The following is a 25,239-nucleotide window of genomic DNA, read 5'->3' as shown; positions in this document are numbered from 1 at the left end:
GGCCTCTCTATGAAAGAGAAATAAACAGTCCTTGAAACAAAGAGATCACTGCGATTGCTGATCAGGCAACCTCAACTCAGAACGAGGTCATGATCCCGGCGAAGACGCCGGTCTGGCTATGACCATAGTTCGGGTTGCTGTTCGACGACGTGCCCGTCACCGCATCGAAGTTGTTGTTGCCGTACGGCCCGTTGCCGAGGTTCAGGTTCGACGTCGAGCTGTTGTGCACGTAGCCGGCTTCCGTGTACAGGAACGTGCGCTTCGACAGCGCGTACGTCGCGGCGAGCGTGAACAGCGTTGCATTGCCGTTGCCGTTGTTCGCGTTCGCGTGGTAGACCGCAGCCGTCAACAGCGTGGGCGACGTGACCTGCCATGCAGCGCCGACCCATTCGTGGTTCACACTCGTCGGCGCGCTCACGCCGAGAGGCTGCGACGCATCGGTTACGCCCACGCTCGCGTTGGTCGCATCAGGCGCGCTCAGGTGCTGGTAGCCCGCGTACAGCTTGACCGGACCTAGCACGTACGTGCCGCCGACAAGGGCCATCCGCGAAGCAGAGTAGACGTTGTTGAACGAGCCGTTGGCGCCGCGCACTTCGTCATAGATCACGCGGACGTCGCCGTTGCCCCACGTGTACACACCTTCGACCGCGTTTGTACGACCCTGGCCGGTCGGCACGCCAGCCGAGTTGACAGGCGCCGAGTTCCAGCTCGTGTTGTTGGTCAGCGAATACTGGCCCTTCAGCACGAGGCCGCCGAACAGCACCGGCGAGTTGTACTCCGCGCCGTTGCTGGTGCTCGCCCAGTTGCGGCCGCGCACCAGTGTCGAGATCGCGTAGCGCTGCATCACCTGCGGGTCGGTGCCCCAGCTGTCCTGCGAAAGTTCGCCGGCGCCGAGGTTACCGATCTTGAACAAACCCCAGTGGTCGTTCGTCAGCCCCACCGTTGCGTGACGGCCGAACAGATTGCCCGCGGATGCACCGGTCATCGTGTTGAGCTGTCCTTCGAGCTGGAAGACCGTCTTCGTGCCGCCGCCGATATCTTCGGCGCCCTGCAGGCCGAACCACGAGCAACCCCAGTCGCCGCTTTGGGCTGACCACGCATGGCCGCCCGGGAGGCCGGTTTCAAACTGGATGCCGTTGTCGATACGGCCGTACAACGTGACACTGCTCTGTGCATGGGCCACCGTCGTCGCGGCTGCCATCACCGACACAGCAATAAGCTTCTTCTTCATTTAGATATCCTATATATATTTTGGCGTCTCCAAGCCGCACAGGACGCACGCGTTCTCACACGTTTCCCCTCTTGCCGAAATGTTCGCTACTTATTTGCTTCACATTTCGAGGCGATTATAGGGATGACCTTGCGCCGCGCATCAAACTAACTGCTCAGGGAAAACGCTGTTATCGATAACAGTTGCGCGCCGGACGATCCCGCAGTAGCGCTCTGCTTTGTGACCATTACGTGATGGTCACAAGCGTCGGAAATCCGTTTGAACTCATGCACCGAAACGATGCGCCAATCCGTCTCGCGCGTCGCTCAGCGCTTGCTTAACAAGGAAGACGCGCTCGAATGCAAGCAAAATTTCGCGCTTGATGTTGCGAAGATGCAACGAGCCGCCTCGTTTGCATTGCCGGTTTGGGCTTGACGAACTGGCGCAGGCGCCGCCAGCAGTGGTGGACATTAGCGACTATCATCAATGCATACGATGCCGGGCAACGAGCCGGGCTCAGCCGCGTAGCAGGCTGGGTGCAGGATTGTCGGCGCATCCGTCTGGCTCTCGCGCTCCATCACGACCGCTCCAACCAGCTCCCATCCCTCGGCTCTCGCTGTTCCCCCGCCACGCCGCACATGCGACGTCCCGTTCGAACACGCTGCCCTTGCAACTTTTCTGCGGGCGAAGGCACGACCGCCCATCGCCCCGACTGGCAAAACCTCGGCGCGCAACCGCGATAACCGCGACGCGTGCAGTGGAAAGAGGATTTTGTCCAGTGCACTTCCGACGCCTCGCATCGAGTCGAACCGGAAGATTTGCCGGCGGATTTTGCCGGCACACCTTGGCACTCTAAGGAGGTATCGTGAAAACAGCCCTTGTTTCTACACTTGCGCTGCTGATTTCAAGCGCAATAGCGCCGGCGGCCCATGCCCAGGATTCGCAAGCCACCGACCAACAACTCGCCCATAGCGTGCGGGTCGCGGAGGCGCACAGCGGAGTCGGGATGTCACATGTGTTCGTCTTTGCCCACTCGGGGCAGATCACGCTGCTCGGATGGGTGCCCGAGCGGGACCATGTCGCGCGTGCCGAGCAGAGTGCGATGTCGGTTCCGGGTGTCACCTCGGTGGACAACCGGCTCTCGCCCGACGCTGGCTCGCTGAACGGGCATTGAAATCAAACTGAATCGCCGCGCGGACGACGATTGAAGCAAACCCGCGCGTTGAACGGATTCGGTTTTCCTGTCTCGCCAGTTGGGATTCAGTGACTGGCGCCCTGTTTCGCGCCGTTAGCCGCGCGGCGGTTCCGTGCAATCCCCATCTGAAAGCGCTTTCAACCCACGCCGTGTCAAGCCGGTCGACTCAACGCTGATTCACCATCCATGTCTCGTCGATATGTCAGGTAAATCCCTCATAGCGGGGCTGACAGAGGCTGCTTAACATCTCCGCTGTTACCGGTAACGGTGGACATAGTTAGAGAAGACATCCGAACCGGCATTCCGTCACAAGGAAACCAGGAGTGCGTCCTTTGAGGACTTCAATGCGCATGCTCTGCGCAGCCGTCGCCGTTTGCGCGCTCGCATGGACCGCAGGCTGCGCGCACAACCAGGCGGCCGTCGCTCATGACGGCCAGCCGCTCGCCGCAGCGCCCGCTGAGGCGCTGCCGCCATTGCGCAGTGTGATGGCCGCGCACTTCAAGGTCGGCGCGGCGATTGAACCTGATTCAATCGACAGTCCCGCCGACGCGGCGCTCGTCGCCGCCCAGTTCTCGAGCCTGACCGCCGAGAACAAGATGAAGCCGGGCACGATCGGCGTCGCGGAAGGCAAGTACAACTTCGAACCGGCCGACAGGATCGTCGCGTTCGCGCAAGCGCACGGCATTGCGGTGCGCGGGCACACGCTCTTGTGGCACTTCAAGGCCGGCAACTGGACCGAGGCGCCGGACTGGTTCTTCGCCGGCGATCCGAAAGATCCGCTCTATCACGATATCGTCGCGAAGCGGATCGATCGATATGTAACCGACGTCGTCACACACTTCCGAGGCAAGGTCTACGCGTGGGACGTAGTCAACGAAGTGATCAGCGACGATCCGCATCAGGTGTATCGCGAAGACAGTCCGTGGTACCGGACGCTCGGCAAGGACTACATCGCGATCGCCTTCCGCGCGGCGCGCGCGGCGGACCCGAACGTGAAGCTCTATATCAACGAGTACATCACCGACGATCCGGGCAAGCGCGCAAAGCTGCTCGCGGTGATCCGCGATTTGCGCGCGCAGGGCGTGCCGATCGACGGTGTCGGGCATCAGATGCATATCAGCGTAAATTGGCCGCCGCTGCCGAACATCAAGCAGGCGTTCGACGACGTCGCCGCGCTCGGCCTCGAAAACCAGGTGACCGAGCTCGACGTGAGTCTCTATGCCGATCCCGGTGAATGCTGGAGCGATCCGCATGCATGTCTGCCGGACCTCGGGCATCCAGTGCCGAACGACATCATGCGCGCGCAGGCCGAGCGTTATCGCGCCGTGTTCGCTCTGTTCGAGCAGGAGCCGAGCATCAAGGCGGTCACGTTCTGGGGCTATTCGGACAAGCACACGTGGCTGACGTCGACGCCGGTGCCGCGCAACAACCTGCCGCTGCCGTTCGATGCGAACCTGCAGCCGAAAGCGGCGCTGTGGACGATCGTCGATTCGTCGTATCAGCCGTAACGTCGATCTTCGAGCCGAAAAGCAGGCGGCCCGCGGTAGGTGCGGGCCGTCTGGTCACATCTCGCGAGGGTGGCAGTGCAAATGCCGTCAGCTTGATTCAAAGCATCGAGATTTCAAGGCTCGTCCGAGCCGACCTGCTCGAGCGCATTCAGATTTTCGGGGAAATCGTCGGGCGGACCGTCGGCGGTTTCATGCGTGCGCGGCGGTGACTTGACGACCGGCGGCGGCATCTTGCCGATGCCCTCGTCGATACGCTGCAGCAGATACGGGAAGAACGGGTTCGACGCGATGCGGAACATCGAATCGAGCGTCAGAATCAGTGTGCCGCGTTCGCCGCGCGGCGCGAGCGTGCCGAGGTTCTCGTTGAAGTTCTCCGAATCGTCCGGCGCGATGCCGTACAGCGCGTCGGTGATCGGGAATGGAATCGCGACGTGCGACAACGAGAAAATATCCTGCGGATAGTCGAGATCCAGCGGCTTGACACGCGTTTGCACTTCGCCCGCATAAACGCTGCGCTCGACAGTATGCGCTGAATCCGGCGACACGTTGGTGATCACCGTCGTGCGATAGTTCTGCGGACCGATGCGCAGTAGGCGCGAGAGCGCCGTGTACGACGCGGAGCGCAGGAAGGTCCTGAAGCGCACGCTGCGGTTCACGTCGAACAGCACGATTTCGCTGCCGTTCTCCGGCAGCTTGTCGTAGAGCGCCGACATCACCGCTGGCGTGCTGACCGTGAAATCCGTCACCGACTGGAACGTCAGGATAGGCGGCAACTTATCGAGCCGGTTCTCGCGCTCGAGCCGCGCAATCTGTTCTTGAATCACGCTCGTGAGGAGAAAGGACTGTCGCGCGCCATTCACAGGAAACGAGTTGTACTTGAACGGGTTGAACTCCGGCACGATGCCGAGCCACGCGGCGCGCGCGAAGGCCGGCAGCACCGCGGGCAATCCGGCGAGACCGGCAAAGCGTGCGTAACGCGTGACGCCGATCATCGGCGAGATCAGCACGACGCGCGTCGGACGCGCGAGCGCGGGATTCTCGATCGCGTCGAGCGCATATTGCAGTGCGAGCGCGCCGCCGTTCGAAAACCCGACCAGCTCGATCGGCTTGTCCGGTCCCACGCGACGGCGCGCTTCACGCACCGCGAGCCGGGTGGCCGCGGTCCAGTCCTGCCAGTGCACGTCGACGAGCCCCGCCGGCACCGTGCCATGTCCGGGTAAGCGGATGCCGATCGCGACGAAACCGCGATCACGATATCGACGCGCGATATGCCGCATGCTGTACGGCGCATCCGTCATGCCGTGCAGCAGCACGACCGCGCCGACGGGTGGCCCCGACGGCTCGAGAATGTACGAGTGATTCCAGTTTTCGGCGAAATGCCACGGAAAAATCGGCGAGCCCTCGTAATAGCGGTTCGCCGGAATGCGCTCGGACGGCCGCAGCTTTTCAACGACATTGACGCGCACGTCGTCGAAAATCCGATTTTCCGCCTTGATGTATGCGTTCCAGTCGGCGGTGTCCATTTCCTCGACGGTCATTTCGCGCGGCACATAGGTGTGCCATACCGACAGCTCCGGCCCGCGCTGCGAATACCACGCGCGTAGCCCCAATGCGAGCACCGCCAGCAGCACCAGAACCCATGCACTTATCTTTATCACCTTCAGTGACGTGCGCAGCATTCGTGTTCTCTTGATGAGATGAAGGTTGCACCGCGCGCAGACTGCTCTCTGCGTGGTGTGCGCATGCCGCCATCGCAGCGGCTTCAGATGTGGATATCCTAAGGGCTTTTAATCACCGGTTCAAACTTTGTCGGCCGGGCGGCCAACGCGACGTCGACAGCGGATCGAGTATGAACGGATTATTTTCATGACGAACTGGGGATGCGCGATGTCGCGAGCGCGAATGAATTCGCCCCATTCGCTTCGCTACTTGACATTCGACGTGAGGAAAATGGCACGGAACCGCATACGGCGTCGCGGGGAAGGGAGAGGTGTCTCATGGAAGAACGGTCCTTCAGCGACGCCTCGGAAATCGCTTCACTCGACGGCCGTGGAATGCCTGATCAAGGCCTGATCGGGCCGTGCGCTTCAGTAACGAAGCCGGGACGTGACCCAGGTCGCGCCCCGGCCTTGCCTGCTCGCTGGTAATTACTGACGGCCGCGGATATTGCCGGCCACGCCGCCCGCCGCGCCGCCGATGATCGCGCCGGTCCACGCATCGCCGCCGGAGATCGCCGCGATGCCCGCACCGGCGCCCGCGCCAAGTGCCGCGCCGCTCACCGTTCCCTGCGTCTGCGGGCTCATGTCCGTGCAACCGATCATCGCAGCCAGTGCGCCAATACTGACGATCCACCCAAGTCGTTTCATGATCGTTCTCCTTACTGATTTTTCTTCAGGCCGGGCACGACCATCTGGAACCAGAGGGTCTCGATCACCGGGTGTTGGATCATCGTGGGATTGGCGGCGTAGTAGCCGTCGAGGCCTTGACGCACGCTGTCCAGTGTCTGGCCTTGCATGCCCTTGCCGAAGCGCTGTGCGATGTCATTGCTGTTCGCCGTGTTGCCGGCATAGGCGCGCTCGACGTCGATCAAATTCGAGATGCCGACCAGATACGCTTTCTTCTGCTCATCGGTCGACTGCATCCATTGCTGGCCTGTGACAATTGGAATGCTCTCCGCACGCGCGACGTTGCCCATCATTGCCAGCGATAGAAAAGTCAGAGATAACAGCGTTCGCCATTGTGGTTTGCTTGCCATCACATACTCCAAAGAAGTTATGTTCTCCAGCGGCCCGCCGGCGACCGCATCCGGCGGCGTCGATCGCGTTATTTGGAAGAATGGTCTGTGTGTCTCGTCGAATCTCCTTTCAGGTTCACCGGTCGGCGTGGTTCGCCGGTTCGGCTTCTATTGGCGTTGGGTCGTATCAGCGAATAGACACCTTGATGGCAGAAAATCTCATGGCGGATTGGAGTGATTTGCACACATGCTGTGTGCGCGCAACGATTGGACTCGTGTTGGCCTCGCCGCGTAATACACGCTATAGAGTCTACAGCCTTTTCTGTAATTTCCAAGCCCGTTTCCGCTCGATGCGCGGCGCGTGACATTTGTGTCAAATTTCATTCAGCGAGCGAAAGGATACGATGCAATGCGCGTCAACACTCGTCAGTTATCCTGCGCTCGATTTGAGCGCCCGTGATATTGCTAGCGATTCGTTATCGACGGCCATTCAGTATTCTAGCCACGCGATGCGAAAACAGCTTTTGTTTTGCCTGAATGTCGGCTTCCTGATTGGATCGTCAATCGAAAAACGATTCGGATTTATCTATTTCCGGTCGAGGCGTTGCTTCTTCTGGTGGCAGCACCAACCAGCAGTGAAACAGATGCGATTTTATGGTTGCGTTTGTCCATCATCTTTATTTTCGGTGGATCACATGTTGCCTGCGGTGGAGGGGCTGCGCAGCAGCGAAGGGGGTGGCGGTGCGCGGTTGACCGTTAGTTGCGTGATGAGTAGCGTGACGGGACGCCGTTTCAAATGCGTCCGTGCTCGTCATTAACAGTCTCTAGCTTGTATTTGCTAAATACAGAGTATAGACTGTATCTGTTATTTACAGGTTTTGGGCTGTTACGCCGCCGCAGCCGAACCGGAGATCGACCGTGGACTACGCCATCAAGACACTGAGCCAGCTCAGACCGATCCTGCAGGGCTTCAGGAAGGCCGCCGGCCTCACTCAGGCCGCGATGGCCGCACATCTCGGGGTCACGCAACAGACCTACGCGCAACTCGAAGCGAATCCGGCGACCGTCAGCGTCGAACGGCTCTTCAGGGTGTTGCGGGTCTTGCAGGTCGATCTGAAGCTCGCGCAGAGCGTATCGACGCAAAGCGTGGCCGTGGAAGACGCCGCGCCGGCGCCGAACCGCTCCCGCCGCGCCGGGAGCGGAACGCCGGCCGCCGGAACGCCGGTCGACGCAAAAGGCAACGCTAAACGCGCCACGCGCGTGCCGCTCAAACCGGGACCGTCGGCGCAAAAGCCCAAAGCGGTCAAACCCGCCAAGGCAACCAAAGCGGCCAGCACCAGCAAGAAACGGGAGGACTGGTAAGCATGGCGCGCAGCACACCGAACCGTCTGAATCTGTGGATGAACGGCCTGCGGGTCGGCGCCTGGGAAACGACACGCAGCGGCGAACGTCTGAGCTATGCCGACGAATGGATCGACGATCCGCAAGGACGTCCGCTATCGCTGTCGCTGCCGTTCACACCGGGCAATCAGGCGTATCGCGGCCAGATCGTCGCCGACTATTTCGACAACCTGCTGCCCGACAGCGAACCGATCCGGCGCCGCATCGCCGCGCGCTACCGGACCGGCAGCGCCGCGCCGTTTGCGTTGCTCACCGCGCTCGGCCGCGACTGCGTCGGCGCATTGCAACTGCTGTCGCCGGACGAAGAGCCGAGCGATCTGACGAGCATCCACGGTCGCGAACTCAGCAACAGCGACATCGCGGCGTTGCTGCGCGGCACGACGACGGCGGCGCCGCTCGGGCAGCACGATCCGCTCGAAGACCTGCGTCTGTCGATCGCCGGCGCGCAGGAAAAAACCGCGCTGCTCCGTCATCGCAATCGCTGGCTGCTGCCCGAAGGCAGCACGCCGACCACGCACATCTTCAAGCTGCCGCTCGGGCTCGTCGGCAACATGCGCGCCGATATGCGCACGTCGGTGGAAAACGAATGGCTGTGCTCGCAGATCGTCGCGGCCTACGGGCTCCCCGTCGCGCGTTGCGAAATCGCGCGATTCGATGAGCAGAAGGTATTGATCGTCGAGCGCTTCGATCGCCGTTTGTCGAGCGACGCCACGTGGATCGTGCGTCTGCCGCAAGAGGACATGTGCCAGGCCACTGGCACGTCGGCGCTGCACAAGTATGAGTCCGACGGTGGTCCGGGCATCGAGGCGATCATGGAGATACTCGCGAGGTCCACACGCGCGACGACGGACCGGCGCAACTTCTTCGCGACGCAGTTGGTTTTCTGGCTGCTCGCCGCGACCGATGGCCACGCGAAGAACTTCAGCATTGCGCATCTGCCCGGCAATCGCTACGAATCCACGCCGCTTTATGACGTGCTATCCGCGCATCCGATCATCGGCAGCGGCGCGGGGCGCCTCGCGGCGCAAAAAGTGAAACTGGCGATGGCGGTTCGCGGCAAGAACGTCCACTACCTGCTCAATCAGATCCAGCGCCGGCATTGGGTGGCCGAAGGACAGCGCGTCGGTTTTTCCGCCGCGGACGTCGATACGCTGATCGATCAGTTGACCGCGCAAACGGAGACTGTGATCGACACAGTCTCGTCGCAACTGCCCGGCGACTTTCCGCTGGACGTGGCCGATGCGGTCTTCGACGGCATGCGCCGGCTGAACCGGAAGCTTGCGCAGTAAAGCGCCGCCATCCCGATCGACGCGCGGCACCACGGCAACCTCACGCACGCCGCGCCGCCGCACCATCGGTCTTCGCCGACGCACGCCACTGCACGCTCAGCAGATGCTCGCGCATGCATTGCGCGGCCGCATCCGCATCGCGCGCTTTCAGCGCATTGACGATCGCCTGATGCTGTTGCGCAAAAAACTGCCGCGTCTCCTGCGCGGACGTTTTCTCGCGCACCTCCGGCTTCACCCGCATACCGTTGATCACCTCCATCAACGCAATCAACGCGGGATTACGCGTGGCATGTCCGATCAGCAAATGAAAGCGATGATCCCATTGCTGCCACTCGTCGTCGTTTTTCGCGGCGGCATTTTTGCGTGCGCATTTCTCCAGTTCCTGCAGGTCGTCGCCACTCGCTTTCGTCGCGGCCAGCGCGGCCAGCGCCGGCTCGAACAGCAGCCGCATTTCGGCGATATCCGCGGGACTGGTGCCGGCGCGCAAGCCGCGCAGCGTCGGCGCAAACTTCAGCGGCCGCGCGCCCAGATAGGTGCCGCGGCCGACGCCGCGCCATACGCGCCCCGACGCCTCGAGCGAAGCCAGCGCCGCGCGCAGCTCGCGGCGGCTCACGTCCAGTTCCTCGGCGAGCTTTCGTTCGGGCGGCAGCGCGTCGCCGTCCTTCAACTGATGATCGGCGATGTAGTCGAGCAGCGCATCCAGTACCGGTTTGTCCATGTTGTCCACTGAACCAATTTGTATTGGTCCCAACGATACCAGAATCGCGGCGGCATGACATACCAGCACCCGATGATTTTTGATTCGCTATACTGGGTCGCATGCTGATGGTTAACACCGGGTGCAACCCGGCTTCGTTAGTTTTACGCTTTCATTTTCTCCAATTGAACCATTCCATATTGGTTCTTCCATCCGGACCGTTGTCGCCAAGGAGTCGCGCATGTCGTTTACAACCCGTCCAGAACTGATCGGCACCTTCGGCATGGTGGCCTCGACGCACTGGCTCGCGAGCGCATCGGCGATGGCGGTCCTCGAAAAAGGCGGCAATGCGTTCGACGCCGCCGCCGCGGCCGGCTTCGTCCTGCAGATCGTCGAGCCGCATCTGAACGGTCCGGGTGGCGAGTTGCCGGTGGTGTTCTACAGCGCGCGCGAAGAACGCGTGCGCGTGCTGTGCGGACAAGGCGTGACGCCCGCGCGCATGACGATCGAGCGGATGCGCAAGATGGGGCTCGACGTGGTGCCGGGCACGGGCCTGCTGCCCGCGGTCGTGCCGGGCGCATTCGGCGCGTGGATGGCGCTGCTGCGCGACTATGGCCAGTTGCCGCTCGAAGAAGTGCTGAGCTATGCGATCGGCTACGCGGAAAACGGCTATCCGGTGCTGCCACGCATGGCATCGTCGATTCTCGCGATTCAGGACTTCTTCCGCACCGAATGGACGACCTCGGCCGAGCAATGGCTGCGCAACGGCGAGGCGCCGATGCCGAACCAGTTGTTCGCGAATCCCGCGATCGCCGAAACCTACAAGCGCATCCTGCGCGAGGCAAATACGCGCAGCGATCGCGCCGAGCAGTGCGAACGCGCGCGTGATGTCTTCTATCGCGGCTTCGTCGCCGACGCGATCGACCAGTACTTCCGTTCGACCGCCGTGCTCGACACCTCGGGCCTGCGCAATAGCGGTCTGCTCGATGCGGGCGATCTCGCGCGCTGGGAGCCAACCTACGAAGACCCGGTGTCTTACGACTACGCGGGCATGCGCGTGCACAAAACCGGCCCGTGGGGCCAGGGCCCGATGTTCCTGCAACAGCTCGCGCTGCTGAAGGGTTTCGATCTCGGCGCGATGGACCCCCTCGGGCCCGATTTCGTGCACACGGTGATCGAGTGCTCGAAGCTCGCATTCGCCGATCGCGAAGTGTTCTACGGCGACCCGGCGTTTTCGCATGTGCCGATGGACGTGCTGCTCAGCGACGCGTACAACGACGAGCGGCGCCGCCTCATCGATCCGCGCCGCGCGTCGTTCGAATTCCGCCCCGGGCTGCTCGGCGACAGCGAGCAACGCGCCGCGCGCATCGTCGCGAATGCCGGGCGCGAGCAGGCCGGCGGCTTTGGCCAGGGTGAGCCGACCTTCGCGCCGCTGCCCGAATTGCGCGGCGATACCGTGCATCTCGACGTGGTCGACCGCTGGGGCAACATGGTGTCGGCTACGCCGTCGGGCGGCTGGCTGCAGGCGTCGCCGGCGGTGCCGGGTCTTGGCTTCAACGTCACCACGCGCGCGCAGATGTTCTGGATGGAAGAAGGCCTGCCTTCGTCACTCGGCCCGGGCCGCCGGCCGCGCACCACGCTGTCGCCGACGCTCGTCACGCGCGACGGCAAACCGTACGCGGCCTTCGGCACGCCGGGTGGCGACCAGCAGGATCAGTGGTCGCTGCAGCTGTTCCTCAAGCACGTGCATGGCGGCATGAACTTCCAGGCCGCCGCCGATGCGCCCTCGTTCCAGACCGCGCACTTCCCCGGCTCGTTCTATCCGCGCGCGATGCAGCTCGGCAAGATGTCGGCCGAGTCGCGCTTTCCGGACAGCACGCTCGCCGAACTGCACGCGCGGGGCCACGACCTCACCGTCGCGGAACCGTGGGCGCTCGGCCGGGTCTGCGCGGTTGCGATCCGCAACGGTTTGATGCGAGGCGCCGCTACACCGCGTCAGATGCAGGCCTACGCAATCGGCCGATAAGCGGCCGATAAGCGGCCGATAAGCGGCCCGAAGCATCCATCAGCGCAGAACGCGCGGCCTCGCCGCGCCATTTCCTTCAGGAGAATTTGCCGTGTCCGCCGTCGCCGCCCGTCTTGAAAGACTTCCCCTGTCGAGCTTTCACCGCAGACTGCTGCTGATCGGCGGGCTCGGGTACATGTTCGACGGGCTCGATTCGTCGTCGCTCGCGTTCCTGCTGCCGGTCGTCAGCAAGCTGTGGCAATTGACGAGCGCCGAGACCGGGCTCGTCGCGAGCAGCACCTATATCGGCTACTTTTTCGGCGCGTTCCTGTCGGGTGTGCTCGCCGACGTGATCGGCCGGCGCCGCATCATGATGAGCGCGCTCGCCATCTATTGCGTCGCGTCGCTCGCGAGCGCGACCGCGCACGACTGGCACACGTTCTTCGCGCTGCGCGTGGTCGCGGGCTTCGGTTCGGGCGCGGAGACGGTCGTGATCGCGCCGTTTCTCGCCGAGTTCGTGCCGCGCCGCTATCGCGGCATTTTCTGCGGCGCGCTGGTCGGCTTCATGTCGTTCGGCTATCTGACCTCGTCGATTCTCGGCTTCGCGGTGGTGCGCAACTTCGTCGACGGCTGGCGCTATCTGGCCGTGATCACGTCGCTGCCCGTCGTGATGCTGCTGTGGTGGCGCCGGACGCTGCCCGAATCGCCGCGCTGGCTCGAAAGCCAGGGCCGCGCGGCCGAAGCGAACGGCATCGTCGGCCGCATCGAAGCGGCGTTCGTCGAGCGCGGCATTGCGCTTGCGCCCGTGACTGCGAACCACGCGCTTCACGCGGTGCCCACGCCGGCCTCGACGCCGGCGCGCGGCAACGCGTGGCGCAACGTGCTCACGCTGTGGTCGCCGCGACTCGCGCGCACGACCGCGGTCAGCTGGCTGATGTGGTTCTCGGTCGCGTTCGCGTACTACTCGTTCTTCGCGTGGATCCCGAGCCTGCTCGTCAAGGAAGGGCTGACGATGACGAAGAGCTTCGGCTATTCGATTGCAATCTATGGCGCGCAGATTCCCGGTTACTTCTCGGCGGCGTGGCTCAACGAAAAGATCGGCCGCAAGGCGGTGGTCGCTTCCTACATGCTGTTCGGCGGCATCGCCGCGATCACGCTCGCGTTTTCTCATACCGGCATACAGATCATGACCGCGGGCATCGCGCTGTCGTTCTTCATGAACGGCGCATTCGCCGGCGTCTACGCTTACACGCCGGAAGTGTTTCCCACCGCGGTACGCACGACGGGCACGGGCTCGTCGTCATCGTTCGGCCGCATCGGCTCGGTCAGCGCGCCGATCCTCGTCGGCCTCGTTTATCCACTGTCCGGTTTCCTCGGTGTATTCGCGATGACCACGACGGTGCTGGTGATCGGCGCATGCGTGGTGTTCTTCCTCGGCATCGAAACGCGCAACCGCTCGCTCGAAGATATCGAGGCGAGCGAACTCGAAGCGGCTCGCGACGCGCGAGGCCAGTTGAACTCCACCCGCATGCACGGCTAAACGCACTGCGACTTTTCACACTTTCCGATGCAAACGCGATGCAAATGATGCAAGGCAACCTGACCGAACCCGCACCGCACGATACGCAGATGCTGGATATCGCAGACCTCGAGCGTCTCGCGCTGGCGATGCGCCTGAAGAACCAACCGCTCGAGCTGTTCCGCGCGGTTCACGCGGTGGCGGCAAAGGCGATAGGCCTAAGCCTGTTCACGATCATGTCCTACGATGCGCGGCGTCACGAGGTCGAACGGGTCTACACGAACATGCCGGACATCTATCCACTGGGCGGCCGCAAAAAGAAGCAAGGCACCGCGTGGGCGCGACAGATACTTCAGGATCTGAAGCCGTTTCGTGCCGCCACTTCGCAAGGCATTCGCGAGGCCTTCGACGATCATGCGGTGATGGCAGGTATCGGTCTCGGCTCGATCCTGAACATTCCGATCGCCTATGATGGCGTGTGCATCGGTACGATGAACCTGACCCACAAGGAAGGCTGGTACACCAGCCGTCATGAAAGCATAGGCCTCCTGACCGGCGCCTTCCTTGTCCCCGCTCTGCTCAAGCAGAATACGGCATCCCCCGCTTGCGCCGCCCGTTCATGAAAACACCATCCGACCTGCAAAACTATCGAGCGGTGACCCATTCCGCCGTCTCGCAAGGCCGCTGGGTGCTAGTCTTCGTGCTCGCCTACCTCGCGCTGATCGCCGATGGCGCCGACGTGATGATGTACGGCCTCACCCTGTCGCGCATCAAGGACGACTTCGGGCTGACCAATGTCGAAGCGGGCGCGCTCGGCAGTCTGACCTTGCTCGGCATGGCGATCGGCGGCATTGTCGGCGGCTGGGCGAGCGATCGTCTCGGCCGCGTGCGGGTCATCGCATGGGCGCTCGCGCTGTTCTCGCTCGGCGCGGGGATGCTCGGGTTCACGCACAGCTTCGTCGAATTCGCGGCAGTGCGCTTTATCAGTTCGCTCGGCATTGGCTGCATGGTGCTGGTCACCACGCTCGTAGCCGAATATGTGCCGACAGAACGGCGCTCGCTGGTACTCGGCATGCTGCAAACCGGCATTTCGGCCGGCTATATCGTCGTGATCGCACTCAGCAACTGGATCCTGCCGCAGTACGGTTGGCGCACGCTGTACTACGTGTCTGCCGTGCCGATGCTGCTCGCATTCGCGATCAAGTTCGCGGTGCCCGAACCGGCGGCATGGCTCGCGAGCCGGGCTGCCGACCATGCGAGCAAAACGCGGCTCGTCGACAATCGCTACGCGCAGATTTTCCGCGACCGCCAAGCGCGCACGATGTTCATCCTGTGGACCTTCGCGTCAGTCTTCGTGCTGTCCGGCTTTTACGGCCTGAACAACTGGCTGCCGACGTATCTCGAGAAGGAATTGCACATCAAGTTCAGCTCGCTGACCGGCTATATGATCGGCACATACGTGGTCGCCTTCATCGGCAAGATCTTCGCGGGCTGGCTCGGTGACCGCTGGAGCCGGCGCGGAGTGTACGTGCTGGGCTGTGTCGGCGCGGCACTCTTTCTGCCCGTGATCATTTTCTGGCACACCCACGACAACATTTCCACGCTGATGCTTGTCTTCGGCTTTCTGTACGGCGTGCCACTCGGCACGATCGGCACATTCATGTCGGAGAGTTTTGCGACGTCGGTGCGCGGCACCGCGGTGGGCGGCTCGTATAATCTCGGGCGCTTCTGTTCGGGGGCGGCGCCGATCGTCATCGGTTTTATCGCGACGCAGTTCTCGATCGGACTTGGCTTTCTCGTGGTCGGCGCGGTGTTCTTTTTGAGCGGCGTGACTGCATTGTTCGTTCCCGACCGGCTATACGACACGCAGCATTAAATCGACGCGAAAATGACGAAATCATGTCGTGTCGATGAATGGCCCAGGTTCCGGCGCTAAAACTGATCGCCGGATAGCCCGGGCACCACGAGGAAGCATTACTGCGTTCCGGCGACAATGTCTGAAATGGTCCAGTTGTTCGTCGTTACGAGCACATAGTCGCCATTGACACCCAGCCATTTGTGCCCGCGCGGCGGCGCATTGAGGCCATGTCCGCGCCAGTCGTCCATCATGAAGTTGTAGTTACGGTATTCGGCCGGCACACGTTGACCTTTATGCCAGTCACGGTGCGGAATCGTCGGCATCACCTGCTGACGGCCCGTACCGGCCATCTGGCCGCCGCCCTCGTCCTTGGGGGGACCAGCCGCAATCGCGAGCGCGGACATACCGGCAAACGACAAGGCGACGAGTTGCGCAACAAAGCGATTATTCATATTCGAACCTCCGTGCGGTGGAAGAAAGCTCCGAGCATTCACGCGATTGACGTGAAAAGTGATCGTCCAGCTACTCGCAAATTCATTAACTCGAACTTCATTGCAGCGATCGCTGGTCTATCGAATGTAATCCTTGCAAATCGCGAGATATCAAATTCGATAATTCAGGCGCGAAGTCGTTAAAAAGTATAGTAAAAGGAAGTTCGACTTCAAGCCGGACCTGCCCACCACCACCGCGTGCGTCAACCCGGCGATTAGCGGGGCGATTCGATTCGTCGCGTCGATCGTCTGGACGGATCGCGCCGTTCCTGGCGGCGGCGCAAGCGCACGCGGCGCTGTCGCCCGCTCGCCACTTCAGCGAGTGGGCGACACTTTGCCAGTCACCGGCCAGATTGATTCGCTTGACTGATCAATAGTCGACCGCATCGCGGATGATCGGGCAGGTCATGCAGTGACCGCCGCCACGTCCACGGCCCAGCTCCGCACCGACGATCGTAATCACCTCGATGCCCTGCTTGCGCAACAGCGTGTTCGTGTACGTGTTGCGGTCGTATGCATAGACGACGCCCGGGGACGCGCACACGAGGTTCGCACCGCTATCCCACTGCGTGCGCTCGCGTTGATAGTCGCTGCCGCCCGCCTCGACCACGCGCAGATGCTTCAGCCCGAGCGCCTCGGCGACGATATCGGTGAACGGCTTGTTTTCGGCGTGCAACTCGACGCCGCTCGGATGGCTGCTCGGCCGATACGAATAGGTGCGCGTCTTCGCCATGAAGTCCGGGGCGACCAGCACGCAATCGCGATCGGCAAACGTGAACACGGTATCGAGGTGCATTGCCGCGCGAATCTTCGGCATCGCCGCGACGATCACGCGCTCGGCCGCGCCCTTCTTGAACAGCATTGCAGCCAGTTGACTGATGGCCTGCCGCGAGGTGCGCTCACTCATGCCGATCAGCACGACGCCCTTGCCGATCGGCATCACATCGCCGCCTTCCAGCGTGGCGAGACCGTGGTCCTGAGTCGGGTCGCCCCACCACACGTTGACCTTGCCCGCGAAATCGGGGTGGAACTTGTAGATCGCCGTGGTCAGGATCGTCTCCTCGTGGCGGGCCGGCCAGTACAGCGCATTCAGCGTGACGCCGCCATAGATCCAGCACGTCGTGTCGCGCGTGTACAGCGTGTTCGGCAGCGGCGGCAGCAGATATTCGGTGCCGCCCGCCGCTTCTTTCGCGACCTCCAGCGCCTTGCCGCCGTGCGCTTCCGGGAAGTCGTGAGTGGATAGCCCGCCAATCAGCGTTTCGGCAAGCTTGCGATTGTCGAGCCCTTCCAGATAGCTTCTCAATTCATCGATAAAGCCGAGGCCGACCTGATTCGGCACCACCTGGTTGTCGAGAATCCACTTCTTGCCTTCGGGCACCGCGACCGTTTCGGCGAGCAGATTGTGCATCTCCACCACTTCGACGCCGCGGTCGCGCATCTTCGTGACGAAGTCGAAGTGGTCGCGCTTCGCGTTCTCGACCCACAGTACGTCGTCGAACAGCAGTTCATCGCAATTGCTCGGGGTAAGACGCTGATGCGCGAGCCCCGGTGCGCAGACCATCACTTTGCGCAGCTGCCCGACTTCCGAGTAGACACCCAATTCACCCGCTTTCGCGTCCGTGTTCGCCATGATGATCTCCTGAATGCCAATGTTGGCCCGCTCTGTTCAATCGGATTTCATTAAAGCTAAATCGCGATCCTTCCGGTTACGAGGCCATAGATGCCGATGATCGCGCCAATGATTGCAACGATAAAAATGATCCAGTCGGAAACGATGAAGACATTCTTGTTCTGCTCGCGCCGAGCCCAGATATAAAGCGCCGTTCCTGGCGCATACAGCACGGCGGAAAGCAGAATGAATTTCAGGCCACCCGCCCAGATCATGAAGACCGTATAGATCGAGGCGATTGCGGCCATGATGAAGTCACGCCGGCGCTCGTCGGCGCGCACGTCGTAACCGTCGCCGCGATTCGCGTTCATGCAGCCGAACACCGCGACGAAGAGGTACGGAATCAACGACATCGCGCTCGTCAGATTCAGCATCAGCGCGAACGCATCGCGCGAGAAGTAGGTGCTGATGACGAGCAGCTGCACCACGATGTTGGTCAGCCACAATGCATTGGCAGGTACCTTGTTGGCGTTCTCCCTCGCGAATACGGCGGGCATGTCTTCGGTCTTTGCCGCCGTGAACAACACTTCGGCGCAGATCAGCGACCAGGCGAGATAAGCGCCCAGTACCGAAATCAGCAAACCTATGCTGACGAAAACCGCGCCCCAATGACCGACCACCGCTTCGAGCACCGCCGCCATCGACGGCTGCCGCATGGCCGCGATGTCAGGGCGCTGGAGCACTGCGTAAGGCAGCATCGTCACGAGCACCATCAGCGAGGTCACGACGACGAAGCCGAGAATCGTCGACTGGCCGACATCGGAGCGCTTCTTCGCATAACGGGAATAAACGCTCGCCCCTTCGATACCGATGAACACGAACACCGTGACCAGCATCGTGGCCCGCACCTGCTCGAGGATATTGCCTTCGAGTCCTCCGCCGTAGAGGTTGGCCTGGAACAGGTCCAACCGGAAGCCGAAGATCAGGATCACGATGAACACCAGAATCGGAATGACCTTGGCGACCGTGACGATACTGTTGATGAAGGCCGCCTGCTGCACGCCCTTCAGGATCATGAAATGAAATAGCCAGATGCCGATCGATGCAACGACGATCGCGACGACCGTATTACCGTCGCCGAACACGGGAAAAAACGCGCCGAGTGTCGACTTGATCAGCACCCAGTAAGAAACGTTGCCGATACAGCTACCGATCCAGTAGCCAAATGCGGAGAGAAAGCCCGGATAATCGCCAAAGCCCGCTTTCGCATACGCAAACACGCCGGCGTCCAGTTCGGGTTTTCGTTCGGCCAGCGCCTGAAATACGCGCGCCAGCATATACATGCCCGTGCCCGCGATGAGCCAGGCAATCACGGCGCCCAACGGACCGGTGGCATCGGCAAAGGTACGCGGCAGGGAAAATATTCCGGCTCCGACCATGCCGCCCACCACCATCCCGGTGAGTTGCATTTTTGACAGCTTTTGTGGAGTGGACGCCATTCGGATTCCTTTTAGTTACCTTTTTAACAAGGATCTTTAATCAGATTCGAACGAAACGTGTCTCTCGGCCAATCTTGCTGTTGATCAGCCGCGCTACTCTGCAACCACCACACGAAAAGAATGGTCTGTCCGTTGGCGTTTGTCAATTTATCGAAGACAAGGTAACGGACTGTGGCTCGCTATGCGATCGAATCCATCGATGCTGCGTTGCCGAATCTGGTTGAATTTGCGAATTAACAATTCACCACGCATCTGAATCGCTCGCATCGATAAGTCGCTTTGAATATCGATGATTTAACAATGATGCGACCTGCCGCATCACCGCCGCGGTTTTCTCAAATGATGGGGAATCGCTGAAGCGAGCTGAACCGGTGGCCGTTCAGAACTACTGAGAGGCGCCAGAGTCACAGCTCGAAATGGCGCGCGGGGGTCATTAATAGTCCAAACCCGATGGCGATTTCGTAATGGCGGGCTTTGTGAATTTTTCTGACGGAATCGTCTGCGTCTCCGCGGCGCAAGAGGTCCAACTATGACTCGCGCAACTTCCTCAACGTCAGCCGCGCTTCGAGACCGCCGCCAACGCGGTTGTGCAGCGTGAGCGTCGCGTCCATCGCGAGCGCGAGTTGCCGCGCGATCGCGAGCCCCAGCCCCGTGCCGCCCGTTTGACGATTGCGCGACCCTTCGAGCCGCACGAACGGCTCGAACACGGTCTCCAGCGACTCGACCGGAATGCCGGGACCGCGATCGAGCACCGACACGGTAGCCTCGCCATCGTGCAACGCCCCGATATGGATCTGCGCGGCGCCGCCGTACCTCAGCGCGTTATCGACCAGATTGCCAACGATGCGCTTCAACGCCTGCGGACGCATCGTCAGCGACTGGCCGAAGTGGCCCTGCAGTGACACTTGCTGACCCGCATCGACGTAATCGCAGACCAGGCTGTCGAACAGCGCATCGGGATCGATGCGGCGCGGCACCTCGGTCGTGCCATGCATCGTGCGCGCATAGGTGACCCCTTCCTTGACCAGCGCCTCCATTTCCTGCAGATCCTGGCGCAGCTTTGCGGCCTCGCTGTCGTTGTCCATCGTGTCGACGCGCAGACGCATGCGCGTGATCGGCGTCTGCAAATCGTGCGAAATCGCCGCGAGAATCTGCATGCGCTCGGTCATGTACGTGGCGATCCGGTCCTGCATCGCGTTGAACGCGCGCGCGGCGCGCGCCACTTCGGACGGACCGGCTTCGCGCAGACGCGCGGCCTTCAGGTCGGGGCCGAGCGTGTCGGCCGCGACTGCGAGCTCATTGAGCGGGCGCGTCGCGAGCCGTACCGCCAGCCAGCAGCAGGCCGCGAGCACGAGCAGCTGCAGCGTCAGCACGAGCGGCAGCCAGCGCGACAACGGGGCGCCGGGCATTGGCCGCAGGTCGATGGTGAGCGGCGTGCCGTCGCTCAGTTTCAGGTGCACCTGCAGACGCTCGCGATCGCCCGGCACTGCGTTGACGGTCAACGGATAACGCGTGCCGATGCCATCGCCGATCGACTGCGCGACGCGCGCCGACAGGCTCGCGTCGACCGGGGTGCCTGGCACGCCCGGGCCGAGCACGAACTCATAGCTGCGCCGCGCGAGCCGCGGCAGCCACTGGGCACGCTCGTCGGGCGGTAGATGATCGAGCAGCGCGACCGAGCTCGCCACCTCGCGCTCGATGTAGCCCATCATGATGTTGGTCATCGTCTGGTCGCGCTCGGTCATCGTGAGCCAGAACGACAGCGCCTGCGCGAGCGCGAGCCCGACGAACAAAATCACCGCGAGCCGCGCGAACAGCGTGCGCGGCCAATGCGGCCAGCGCAGCAATGACGGTGATGGAGATGCGCTCATTGCGGATCTCCGATCGCGGTCACGGCCGCTGAAAACACATAGCCCTCGCTGCGCAGCGTCTTGATGTAGCGCGGCTCGCGCGCGCCGTCCCGCAGGCGTTGACGCAGGCGGCTCACCATCAGATCGATCGAGCGGTCGAACGGATCGGCCTGGCGTCCCTGGGTGAGGTTCAGCAACTGATCGCGCGTGAGCACGCGCTGCGGATGATCGAGAAACACACGCAACAGACGGTACTCCGCGCCGCTCAACGCCACCTCGGTTCCGTCCGCGTCGAGCAGATGGCGCGCGGTCGTGTCGAGCCGCCAGTCGCCGAAGCACAGCATCGGCGCCGACTCCGTCACCTCCATGCCGGGCGGCAGCATGCGCGCGCGGCGCAGCACCGAACGGATTCGCGCGAGCAACTCGCGTGCGGCGAACGGTTTGGTCAGGTAATCGTCGGCGCCCATTTCGAGACCGACGATCCGGTCCGCTTCCTCGCTGCGCGCCGTCAGCATCAGGATCGGCACCGTGCGGAACTTGCTCGCGCGCAACTCACGGCACAGCACGAGGCCGTCTTCGCCGGGCAGCATCAGATCGAGCACGATCAGGTCGGGCGCGCCGTTCTCGAGCGCGGCGCGCATCTGGCGGCCATTGGACGCGAGCGAGACACGCACGCCGTTTTTCTCGAGGTATCCCGCGAGCAGTTCACGGATACCGCGATCGTCATCGACGATCAGTACGTGGTCGGCGGTTTCCATCGACGGATTATCTGCTGCGGCGTTTGAGTTGCACGCCGCTCGACTGGATCAATGAACACTGCAACGGATGCGCGAGTTCGGCCGCGAAGCCGCCCGCCACGAACACAGCGATGGCAAACAGGCGTTTCATGCGTCCTCCAGCACGGAAAGACTCGCGCCATCGGCCACGCCGGCTTCGAGCGCGTAAGGATCGACCCCGTCGAGGCAACCGATATTGACGCGCCATTGCTGCGGATCCTTGCGCGTCTGATGAAAAGGATAGATGCCGCAATGCCTGCAGAAGTAGTGTTTCGCGACCTTCGTGTTGAACTGGTATAGCGTCAGCGAATCCTTGCCACTCAGAATCTTCAACTGACTGGCGGGAAAGAGCGGCGTCATCAGCGCGCCCTTGCGGCGGCACAGGCTGCAGTTGCAACGACCAGCCGGAACGATTTCGGTGCGAACTTCGAACTTGACGGCCCCGCAGTGACAGGACCCTTGCAGCAACCCGGCGTTCATGATGCTCTCCGTGATTTGACGATGCCTGCTTTATAGCCCGGTTCAACAGTCGAATTATGTCGTAATGTATCCGGCGGCCGAGACGATACATTACATTGCAATACGCCGCGGCGATTAGCGCAAGGCGAAACAGCGAAGATATACACGCGAGTTAGCATTTAAGCGGCACGCGCAAACGGATAACGCAGATTGCATGATTGCCACCGCATTATCGCGCTCAACCGTGCAAAGATACTCCGCCTATCCATGATTATGTGAGTGGCTTATGTAAGCGGCGGGACGGGGCGCGCCGGCCGATCTCCCTACACGCTGTTTTTGACCTCGGCGTGACCAACCGGCTTTTCTATATTCCGCTTGAATGGCCGGCAACGCTTGACTTTTAGTCACCGGCCACTTCCAATACCAATGGTGCAGTGCGATGTTTCACCTCTGAAACACGCCTCACCTCATTCGGTAGTTCACAGCATTGGCCAGCAGTTCATTCGTCCGCCGTGCATGCGGCGTCAGCTCGCGAAATGGAGCACTCCTCACTACGGAGTCGTCTTGGCTGCAACAAAAAACCAACCCACCCACCGCGAACCCGCCCTTATCGACCTCGCATTGCAAGGCGGCGGATCGCACGGTGCTTTTACATGGGGCGTCCTCGACCGTTTGCTCGAAGAGTCGTGGCTGCAGATCGAAGGAATATCGGGTACGTCGGCTGGCGCGATGAACGCCGCGGTGCTGGTGAGCGGCTATCAGGCAGACGGCGCGGCCGGCGCGCGCGCCGCGCTCGAAGCCTTCTGGCGGCGAGTATTCGAAGCATCGGTGTACAGCCCGTTTCGCCGTACCCCGTTCGACGTGTTGATGGGCCGCTGGACGCTCGACTACTCGCCGCTCTTCATCGCGATGGACCTCGCGGCGCGCGTGTTTTCTCCATACGACCTGAACCCGCGCGGCGTACATCCGCTGACGAAGATTCTGCAGGACTCGATCGATTTCGCGCATCTGCGCGACGCGCCGATCAAGCTTTTCATCACCGCGACGCGCGTGCGCACGGGCCAGGCGCGTGTGTTTCGCAATGGCGACCTGACGCCTGACGTGCTGCTCGCCTCCGGCTGCCTGCCCACGCTGTTTCAGGCCGTGCAGATCGACGGTGAAGACTACTGGGACGGCGGCTATGCCGGTAATCCGACCATGACGCCGCTGGTACGCGAGTGCACGTCGAGCGACACGCTGCTGATCCAGGTCAATCCCGTGGTGCGGGACGAAACCCCGCGCACCGCGCGCGACATCATCAGTCGCCTGAACGAAGTTGCCTTCAACGCGCCGCTGCTGAAAGAGCTGCGCATGATCGCGCTGCTGCGCCGCGCGGCGGACCCCGGCAGCGACGAAGGCCGCCATTGGGCGGCGATGCGCATCCATCGGATCGCGAGCGAGCTGATGACCGAACTCGGCTACTCGTCGAAGCTGAACGCCGAGTGGAGCTTTCTGACGATGCTGCGCGACGAAGGCCGGCGTGCCGCCGACGCGTTCCTCACCGAGCACGGCGATTCGATCGGCGTGCGCTCCTCGCTGGATCTCGACGCGTTGCTCGACGGAGTCTGACCATGGAAGTCATCACCCTGTCACCGCTCGCGATCGGTCTAGGGCTTTTCGGCATGCTCGCGAGTCTCGCGCTGCTGATCGGCTTCGCGTACCGCGGCTGGACCGTGCTGCTGCTCGCGCCGTTCGCCGCGATGCTGGCCGCCGCGATTTCGGGCGAACCGATTCTCGCGCATTGGACCCAGACCTTCATGCTCAGCGCCGCGCGCTTTCTCGCGCAGTTCTTTCCGTTGTTCCTGCTCGGCGCGCTGTTCGGCAAGCTGATGGAAGACAGCGGCTCCGTGAAGGCGATCGCCAGTTACATGACGGAGAAGCTCGGCGCGCATCGGGCGATTCTCGCGGTCGTGATCGGTGGCGCACTCGTCACCTATGGCGGCGTCAGCCTCTTCGTGGCGTTCTTCGTGCTCGCGCCGATGGCCACCGCCCTCTTCCAGGCCGCCAATATTCCGCGCCGTCTGATGCCGGCCGCGATCGCGCTCGGCACGTCGACGTTCACGATGTCCGCGCTGCCCGGCACACCGGCTATCCAGAACGCGATCCCGATGCCGTTCTTTGGTACGACGCCGTTTGCGGCGCCTGGGCTTGGCATCATCGCGAGTATCGTGATGGTGGTGTTCGGGCTCTGGTGGTTGTCCTTGCAGCAATCGCGCGCGAAGGCGGCCAATGAAGGATTCGACGGACTCGAGGCGGCGGTGAAATCCATCGGGGCGCCGGCCAGCGACAACCTCGTGCGCGAGCGCGCAAGCGTATCGCAGAGTTTCGATCCGGAGGAAGCGAAGCGCGGGCATGTCAGCGAGAGTCTGCCCTCGTTCGGCGTCGCGCTCACGCCGCTCGTGCTCGTCGTGCTGACGAACTTCGTGATGAACGTGATCGTGCTGCCGCGCATCGACGCCGACTATCTGGCCGAGGTCCGTTGGGGCGAGACGTCGCTTGCGGCGGTCGGCGGTGTGTGGGGCGTGTGCGTGGCGCTCATCGTCGCGATCGTCGTGCTCGTGCTGCTCAATCGGCATCGCCTGCCAGCGCTGCGCGAGACGATCGATGCGGGCGCGAATGCATCGGTGCTGCCGGTGCTCAGCGTCGGCAGTCTGGTCGGCTATGGCGCGGTGATCGCCGCGCTGCCAGCGTTCGCGCTCGTGCGCGAATGGGTGCTGGGTATCGGCGGTGGTCCGCTCGTATCGCTCGCGGTCGCCACCAATCTGCTCGCGGCGCTGACCGGCTCGGCCTCGGGCGGTCTCACCATTGCGCTCGACGCGCTCGGCAGCACCTATCTGCAACTGGCTGCGCAATACGGCATCGACCCGGCGCTGCTGCATCGGGTCGCCGTGATTTCCTCAGGCACACTCGACAGCCTGCCGCATAACGGCGCGGTCGTGACGCTGCTTGCCGTGTGTGGGTCGAACCACCGCGAAAGCTATCGCGACATCGTGATCGTCGCGATTCTCGGCGCGTTACTCGCGCTGGTGGTGGTGATCGTGCTGGGCTCGCTGTTCGGGTCGTTCTGAGCGTTCTGAGCGTCTGAAGTAGCAAGGGGTCT

General features: G+C 62.3%; 23 protein-coding genes. 10 read left to right on the top strand and 13 right to left on the bottom strand.

What is annotated here, in order from left to right:
- Positions 1 to 76 precede the first annotated feature (76 nt).
- Together F6X39_RS10060 and F6X39_RS10055 are read right to left on the bottom strand one after the other, a co-directional pair.
- The gene (locus F6X39_RS10060) at positions 77 to 1,231 is read right to left on the bottom strand and encodes a porin (protein ID WP_187616502.1); all 1,155 of its coding nucleotides are present in this window, start codon (positions 1,229 to 1,231) and stop codon (positions 77 to 79) included.
- 264 nt (positions 1,232 to 1,495) lie between these two features.
- Positions 1,496 to 1,681, bottom strand: a complete 186-nt coding sequence (locus F6X39_RS10055; protein WP_187616501.1) for a hypothetical protein — start codon at positions 1,679 to 1,681, stop codon at positions 1,496 to 1,498.
- A gap of 394 nt (positions 1,682 to 2,075) precedes the next feature.
- Between F6X39_RS10055 and F6X39_RS10050 the strand changes: the two genes are divergently transcribed.
- A complete protein-coding gene (locus F6X39_RS10050) occupies positions 2,076 to 2,384 on the top strand; it encodes a BON domain-containing protein (protein ID WP_187616500.1) in 309 nt (102 codons plus the stop codon).
- A gap of 365 nt (positions 2,385 to 2,749) precedes the next feature.
- Entirely contained in the window at positions 2,750 to 3,913 is a 1,164-nt protein-coding gene (locus tag F6X39_RS10045) for an endo-1,4-beta-xylanase (RefSeq protein ID WP_187616499.1), read from the top strand.
- Positions 3,914 to 4,026: 113 nt separating this feature from the next.
- Here the strand turns inward: F6X39_RS10045 and F6X39_RS10040 are convergent, their stop codons facing one another.
- The 3 genes from F6X39_RS10040 to F6X39_RS10030 form a co-directional block, all read right to left on the bottom strand.
- Positions 4,027 to 5,592, bottom strand: a complete 1,566-nt coding sequence (locus F6X39_RS10040) for an alpha/beta hydrolase (protein WP_187616498.1) — start codon at positions 5,590 to 5,592, stop codon at positions 4,027 to 4,029.
- Between the two features lie 468 nt (positions 5,593 to 6,060).
- Entirely contained in the window at positions 6,061 to 6,279 is a 219-nt protein-coding gene (locus tag F6X39_RS10035) for a YMGG-like glycine zipper-containing protein (RefSeq protein ID WP_018422694.1), read from the bottom strand.
- 11 nt (positions 6,280 to 6,290) lie between these two features.
- The gene (locus F6X39_RS10030) at positions 6,291 to 6,668 is read right to left on the bottom strand and encodes a hypothetical protein (RefSeq protein WP_184068248.1); all 378 of its coding nucleotides are present in this window, start codon (positions 6,666 to 6,668) and stop codon (positions 6,291 to 6,293) included.
- 897 nt (positions 6,669 to 7,565) lie between these two features.
- Between F6X39_RS10030 and F6X39_RS10025 the strand changes: the two genes are divergently transcribed.
- Both F6X39_RS10025 and F6X39_RS10020 read left to right on the top strand, forming a co-directional pair.
- A complete protein-coding gene (locus F6X39_RS10025) occupies positions 7,566 to 8,009 on the top strand; it encodes a helix-turn-helix domain-containing protein (protein ID WP_187616497.1) in 444 nt (147 codons plus the stop codon).
- Between the two features lie 2 nt (positions 8,010 to 8,011).
- Complete coding sequence (locus F6X39_RS10020) at positions 8,012 to 9,337, top strand: type II toxin-antitoxin system HipA family toxin (RefSeq protein WP_187616496.1); 1,326 nt, start codon at positions 8,012 to 8,014, stop codon at positions 9,335 to 9,337.
- A gap of 40 nt (positions 9,338 to 9,377) precedes the next feature.
- On the opposite strand, the gene F6X39_RS10015 is transcribed toward F6X39_RS10020, so the two are convergent.
- Positions 9,378 to 10,055, bottom strand: coding sequence for a FadR/GntR family transcriptional regulator (locus F6X39_RS10015; protein WP_184045149.1), 678 nt, complete (start codon positions 10,053 to 10,055; stop codon positions 9,378 to 9,380).
- A gap of 220 nt (positions 10,056 to 10,275) precedes the next feature.
- On the opposite strand from F6X39_RS10015, the gene F6X39_RS10010 reads away from it, so the two are divergent.
- From F6X39_RS10010 to F6X39_RS09995, 4 genes are all read left to right on the top strand, one after another.
- Positions 10,276 to 12,060: a gamma-glutamyltransferase family protein gene (locus tag F6X39_RS10010; RefSeq protein ID WP_184023593.1), complete on the top strand. Its 1,785-nt coding sequence runs from the start codon at positions 10,276 to 10,278 to the stop codon at positions 12,058 to 12,060.
- Between the two features lie 91 nt (positions 12,061 to 12,151).
- The gene (locus F6X39_RS10005; protein ID WP_187616495.1) at positions 12,152 to 13,579 is read left to right on the top strand and encodes an MFS transporter; all 1,428 of its coding nucleotides are present in this window, start codon (positions 12,152 to 12,154) and stop codon (positions 13,577 to 13,579) included.
- 38 nt (positions 13,580 to 13,617) lie between these two features.
- Positions 13,618 to 14,181, top strand: a complete 564-nt coding sequence (locus F6X39_RS10000) for a GAF domain-containing protein (RefSeq protein ID WP_187616494.1) — start codon at positions 13,618 to 13,620, stop codon at positions 14,179 to 14,181.
- On the top strand, positions 14,178 to 15,434 hold the full coding sequence (locus F6X39_RS09995; RefSeq protein WP_187616493.1) for an MFS transporter: 1,257 nt from the start codon (positions 14,178 to 14,180) through the stop codon (positions 15,432 to 15,434). The genes F6X39_RS10000 and F6X39_RS09995 overlap by 4 nt, the downstream gene beginning before the upstream one ends.
- Positions 15,435 to 15,532: 98 nt before the next feature.
- Here F6X39_RS09995 and F6X39_RS09990 read toward each other — a convergent pair whose 3' ends face one another.
- The 7 genes from F6X39_RS09990 to F6X39_RS09965 form a co-directional block, all read right to left on the bottom strand.
- Positions 15,533 to 15,868 (bottom strand): RcnB family protein, encoded by a 336-nt coding sequence (locus F6X39_RS09990; protein ID WP_184023606.1) that lies wholly within the window; start codon positions 15,866 to 15,868, stop codon positions 15,533 to 15,535.
- Positions 15,869 to 16,277: 409 nt separating this feature from the next.
- Positions 16,278 to 17,468, bottom strand: a complete 1,191-nt coding sequence (locus tag F6X39_RS09985) for an arginine deiminase (RefSeq protein ID WP_410450007.1) — start codon at positions 17,466 to 17,468, stop codon at positions 16,278 to 16,280.
- Positions 17,469 to 17,593: 125 nt separating this feature from the next.
- Positions 17,594 to 19,015 carry a basic amino acid/polyamine antiporter gene (locus F6X39_RS09980; protein ID WP_187616491.1) on the bottom strand — a complete coding sequence of 474 codons (1,422 nt, stop codon included), beginning with the start codon at positions 19,013 to 19,015 and terminating at the stop codon, positions 17,594 to 17,596.
- Positions 19,016 to 19,542: 527 nt separating this feature from the next.
- Positions 19,543 to 20,886 (bottom strand): ATP-binding protein, encoded by a 1,344-nt coding sequence (locus F6X39_RS09975; protein WP_187616490.1) that lies wholly within the window; start codon positions 20,884 to 20,886, stop codon positions 19,543 to 19,545.
- Positions 20,883 to 21,623, bottom strand: coding sequence for a response regulator (locus F6X39_RS09970; protein WP_187616489.1), 741 nt, complete (start codon positions 21,621 to 21,623; stop codon positions 20,883 to 20,885). Before F6X39_RS09970 ends, F6X39_RS09975 begins: the two co-directional genes overlap by 4 nt.
- A 7-nt stretch (positions 21,624 to 21,630) precedes the next feature.
- The gene (locus tag F6X39_RS36690; RefSeq protein ID WP_260332763.1) at positions 21,631 to 21,753 is read right to left on the bottom strand and encodes a hypothetical protein; all 123 of its coding nucleotides are present in this window, start codon (positions 21,751 to 21,753) and stop codon (positions 21,631 to 21,633) included.
- Positions 21,750 to 22,121 carry a GFA family protein gene (locus F6X39_RS09965; RefSeq protein WP_187616488.1) on the bottom strand — a complete coding sequence of 124 codons (372 nt, stop codon included), beginning with the start codon at positions 22,119 to 22,121 and terminating at the stop codon, positions 21,750 to 21,752. Before F6X39_RS09965 ends, F6X39_RS36690 begins: the two co-directional genes overlap by 4 nt.
- Positions 22,122 to 22,664: 543 nt before the next feature.
- Between F6X39_RS09965 and F6X39_RS09960 the strand changes: the two genes are divergently transcribed.
- Together F6X39_RS09960 and F6X39_RS09955 are read left to right on the top strand one after the other, a co-directional pair.
- On the top strand, positions 22,665 to 23,708 hold the full coding sequence (locus tag F6X39_RS09960) for a patatin-like phospholipase family protein (RefSeq protein WP_187616487.1): 1,044 nt from the start codon (positions 22,665 to 22,667) through the stop codon (positions 23,706 to 23,708).
- Between the two features lie 2 nt (positions 23,709 to 23,710).
- Positions 23,711 to 25,207: a GntP family permease gene (locus tag F6X39_RS09955; protein ID WP_187616486.1), complete on the top strand. Its 1,497-nt coding sequence runs from the start codon at positions 23,711 to 23,713 to the stop codon at positions 25,205 to 25,207.
- Positions 25,208 to 25,239: the final 32 nt, after the last annotated feature.

The organism is Paraburkholderia sp. UCT2 (genome assembly GCF_014397665.1).
GTDB classification, from domain to species: Bacteria; Pseudomonadota; Gammaproteobacteria; order Burkholderiales; family Burkholderiaceae; genus Paraburkholderia; species Paraburkholderia tuberum.
This window is presented reverse-complemented; position numbering and strand designations above follow the sequence as displayed.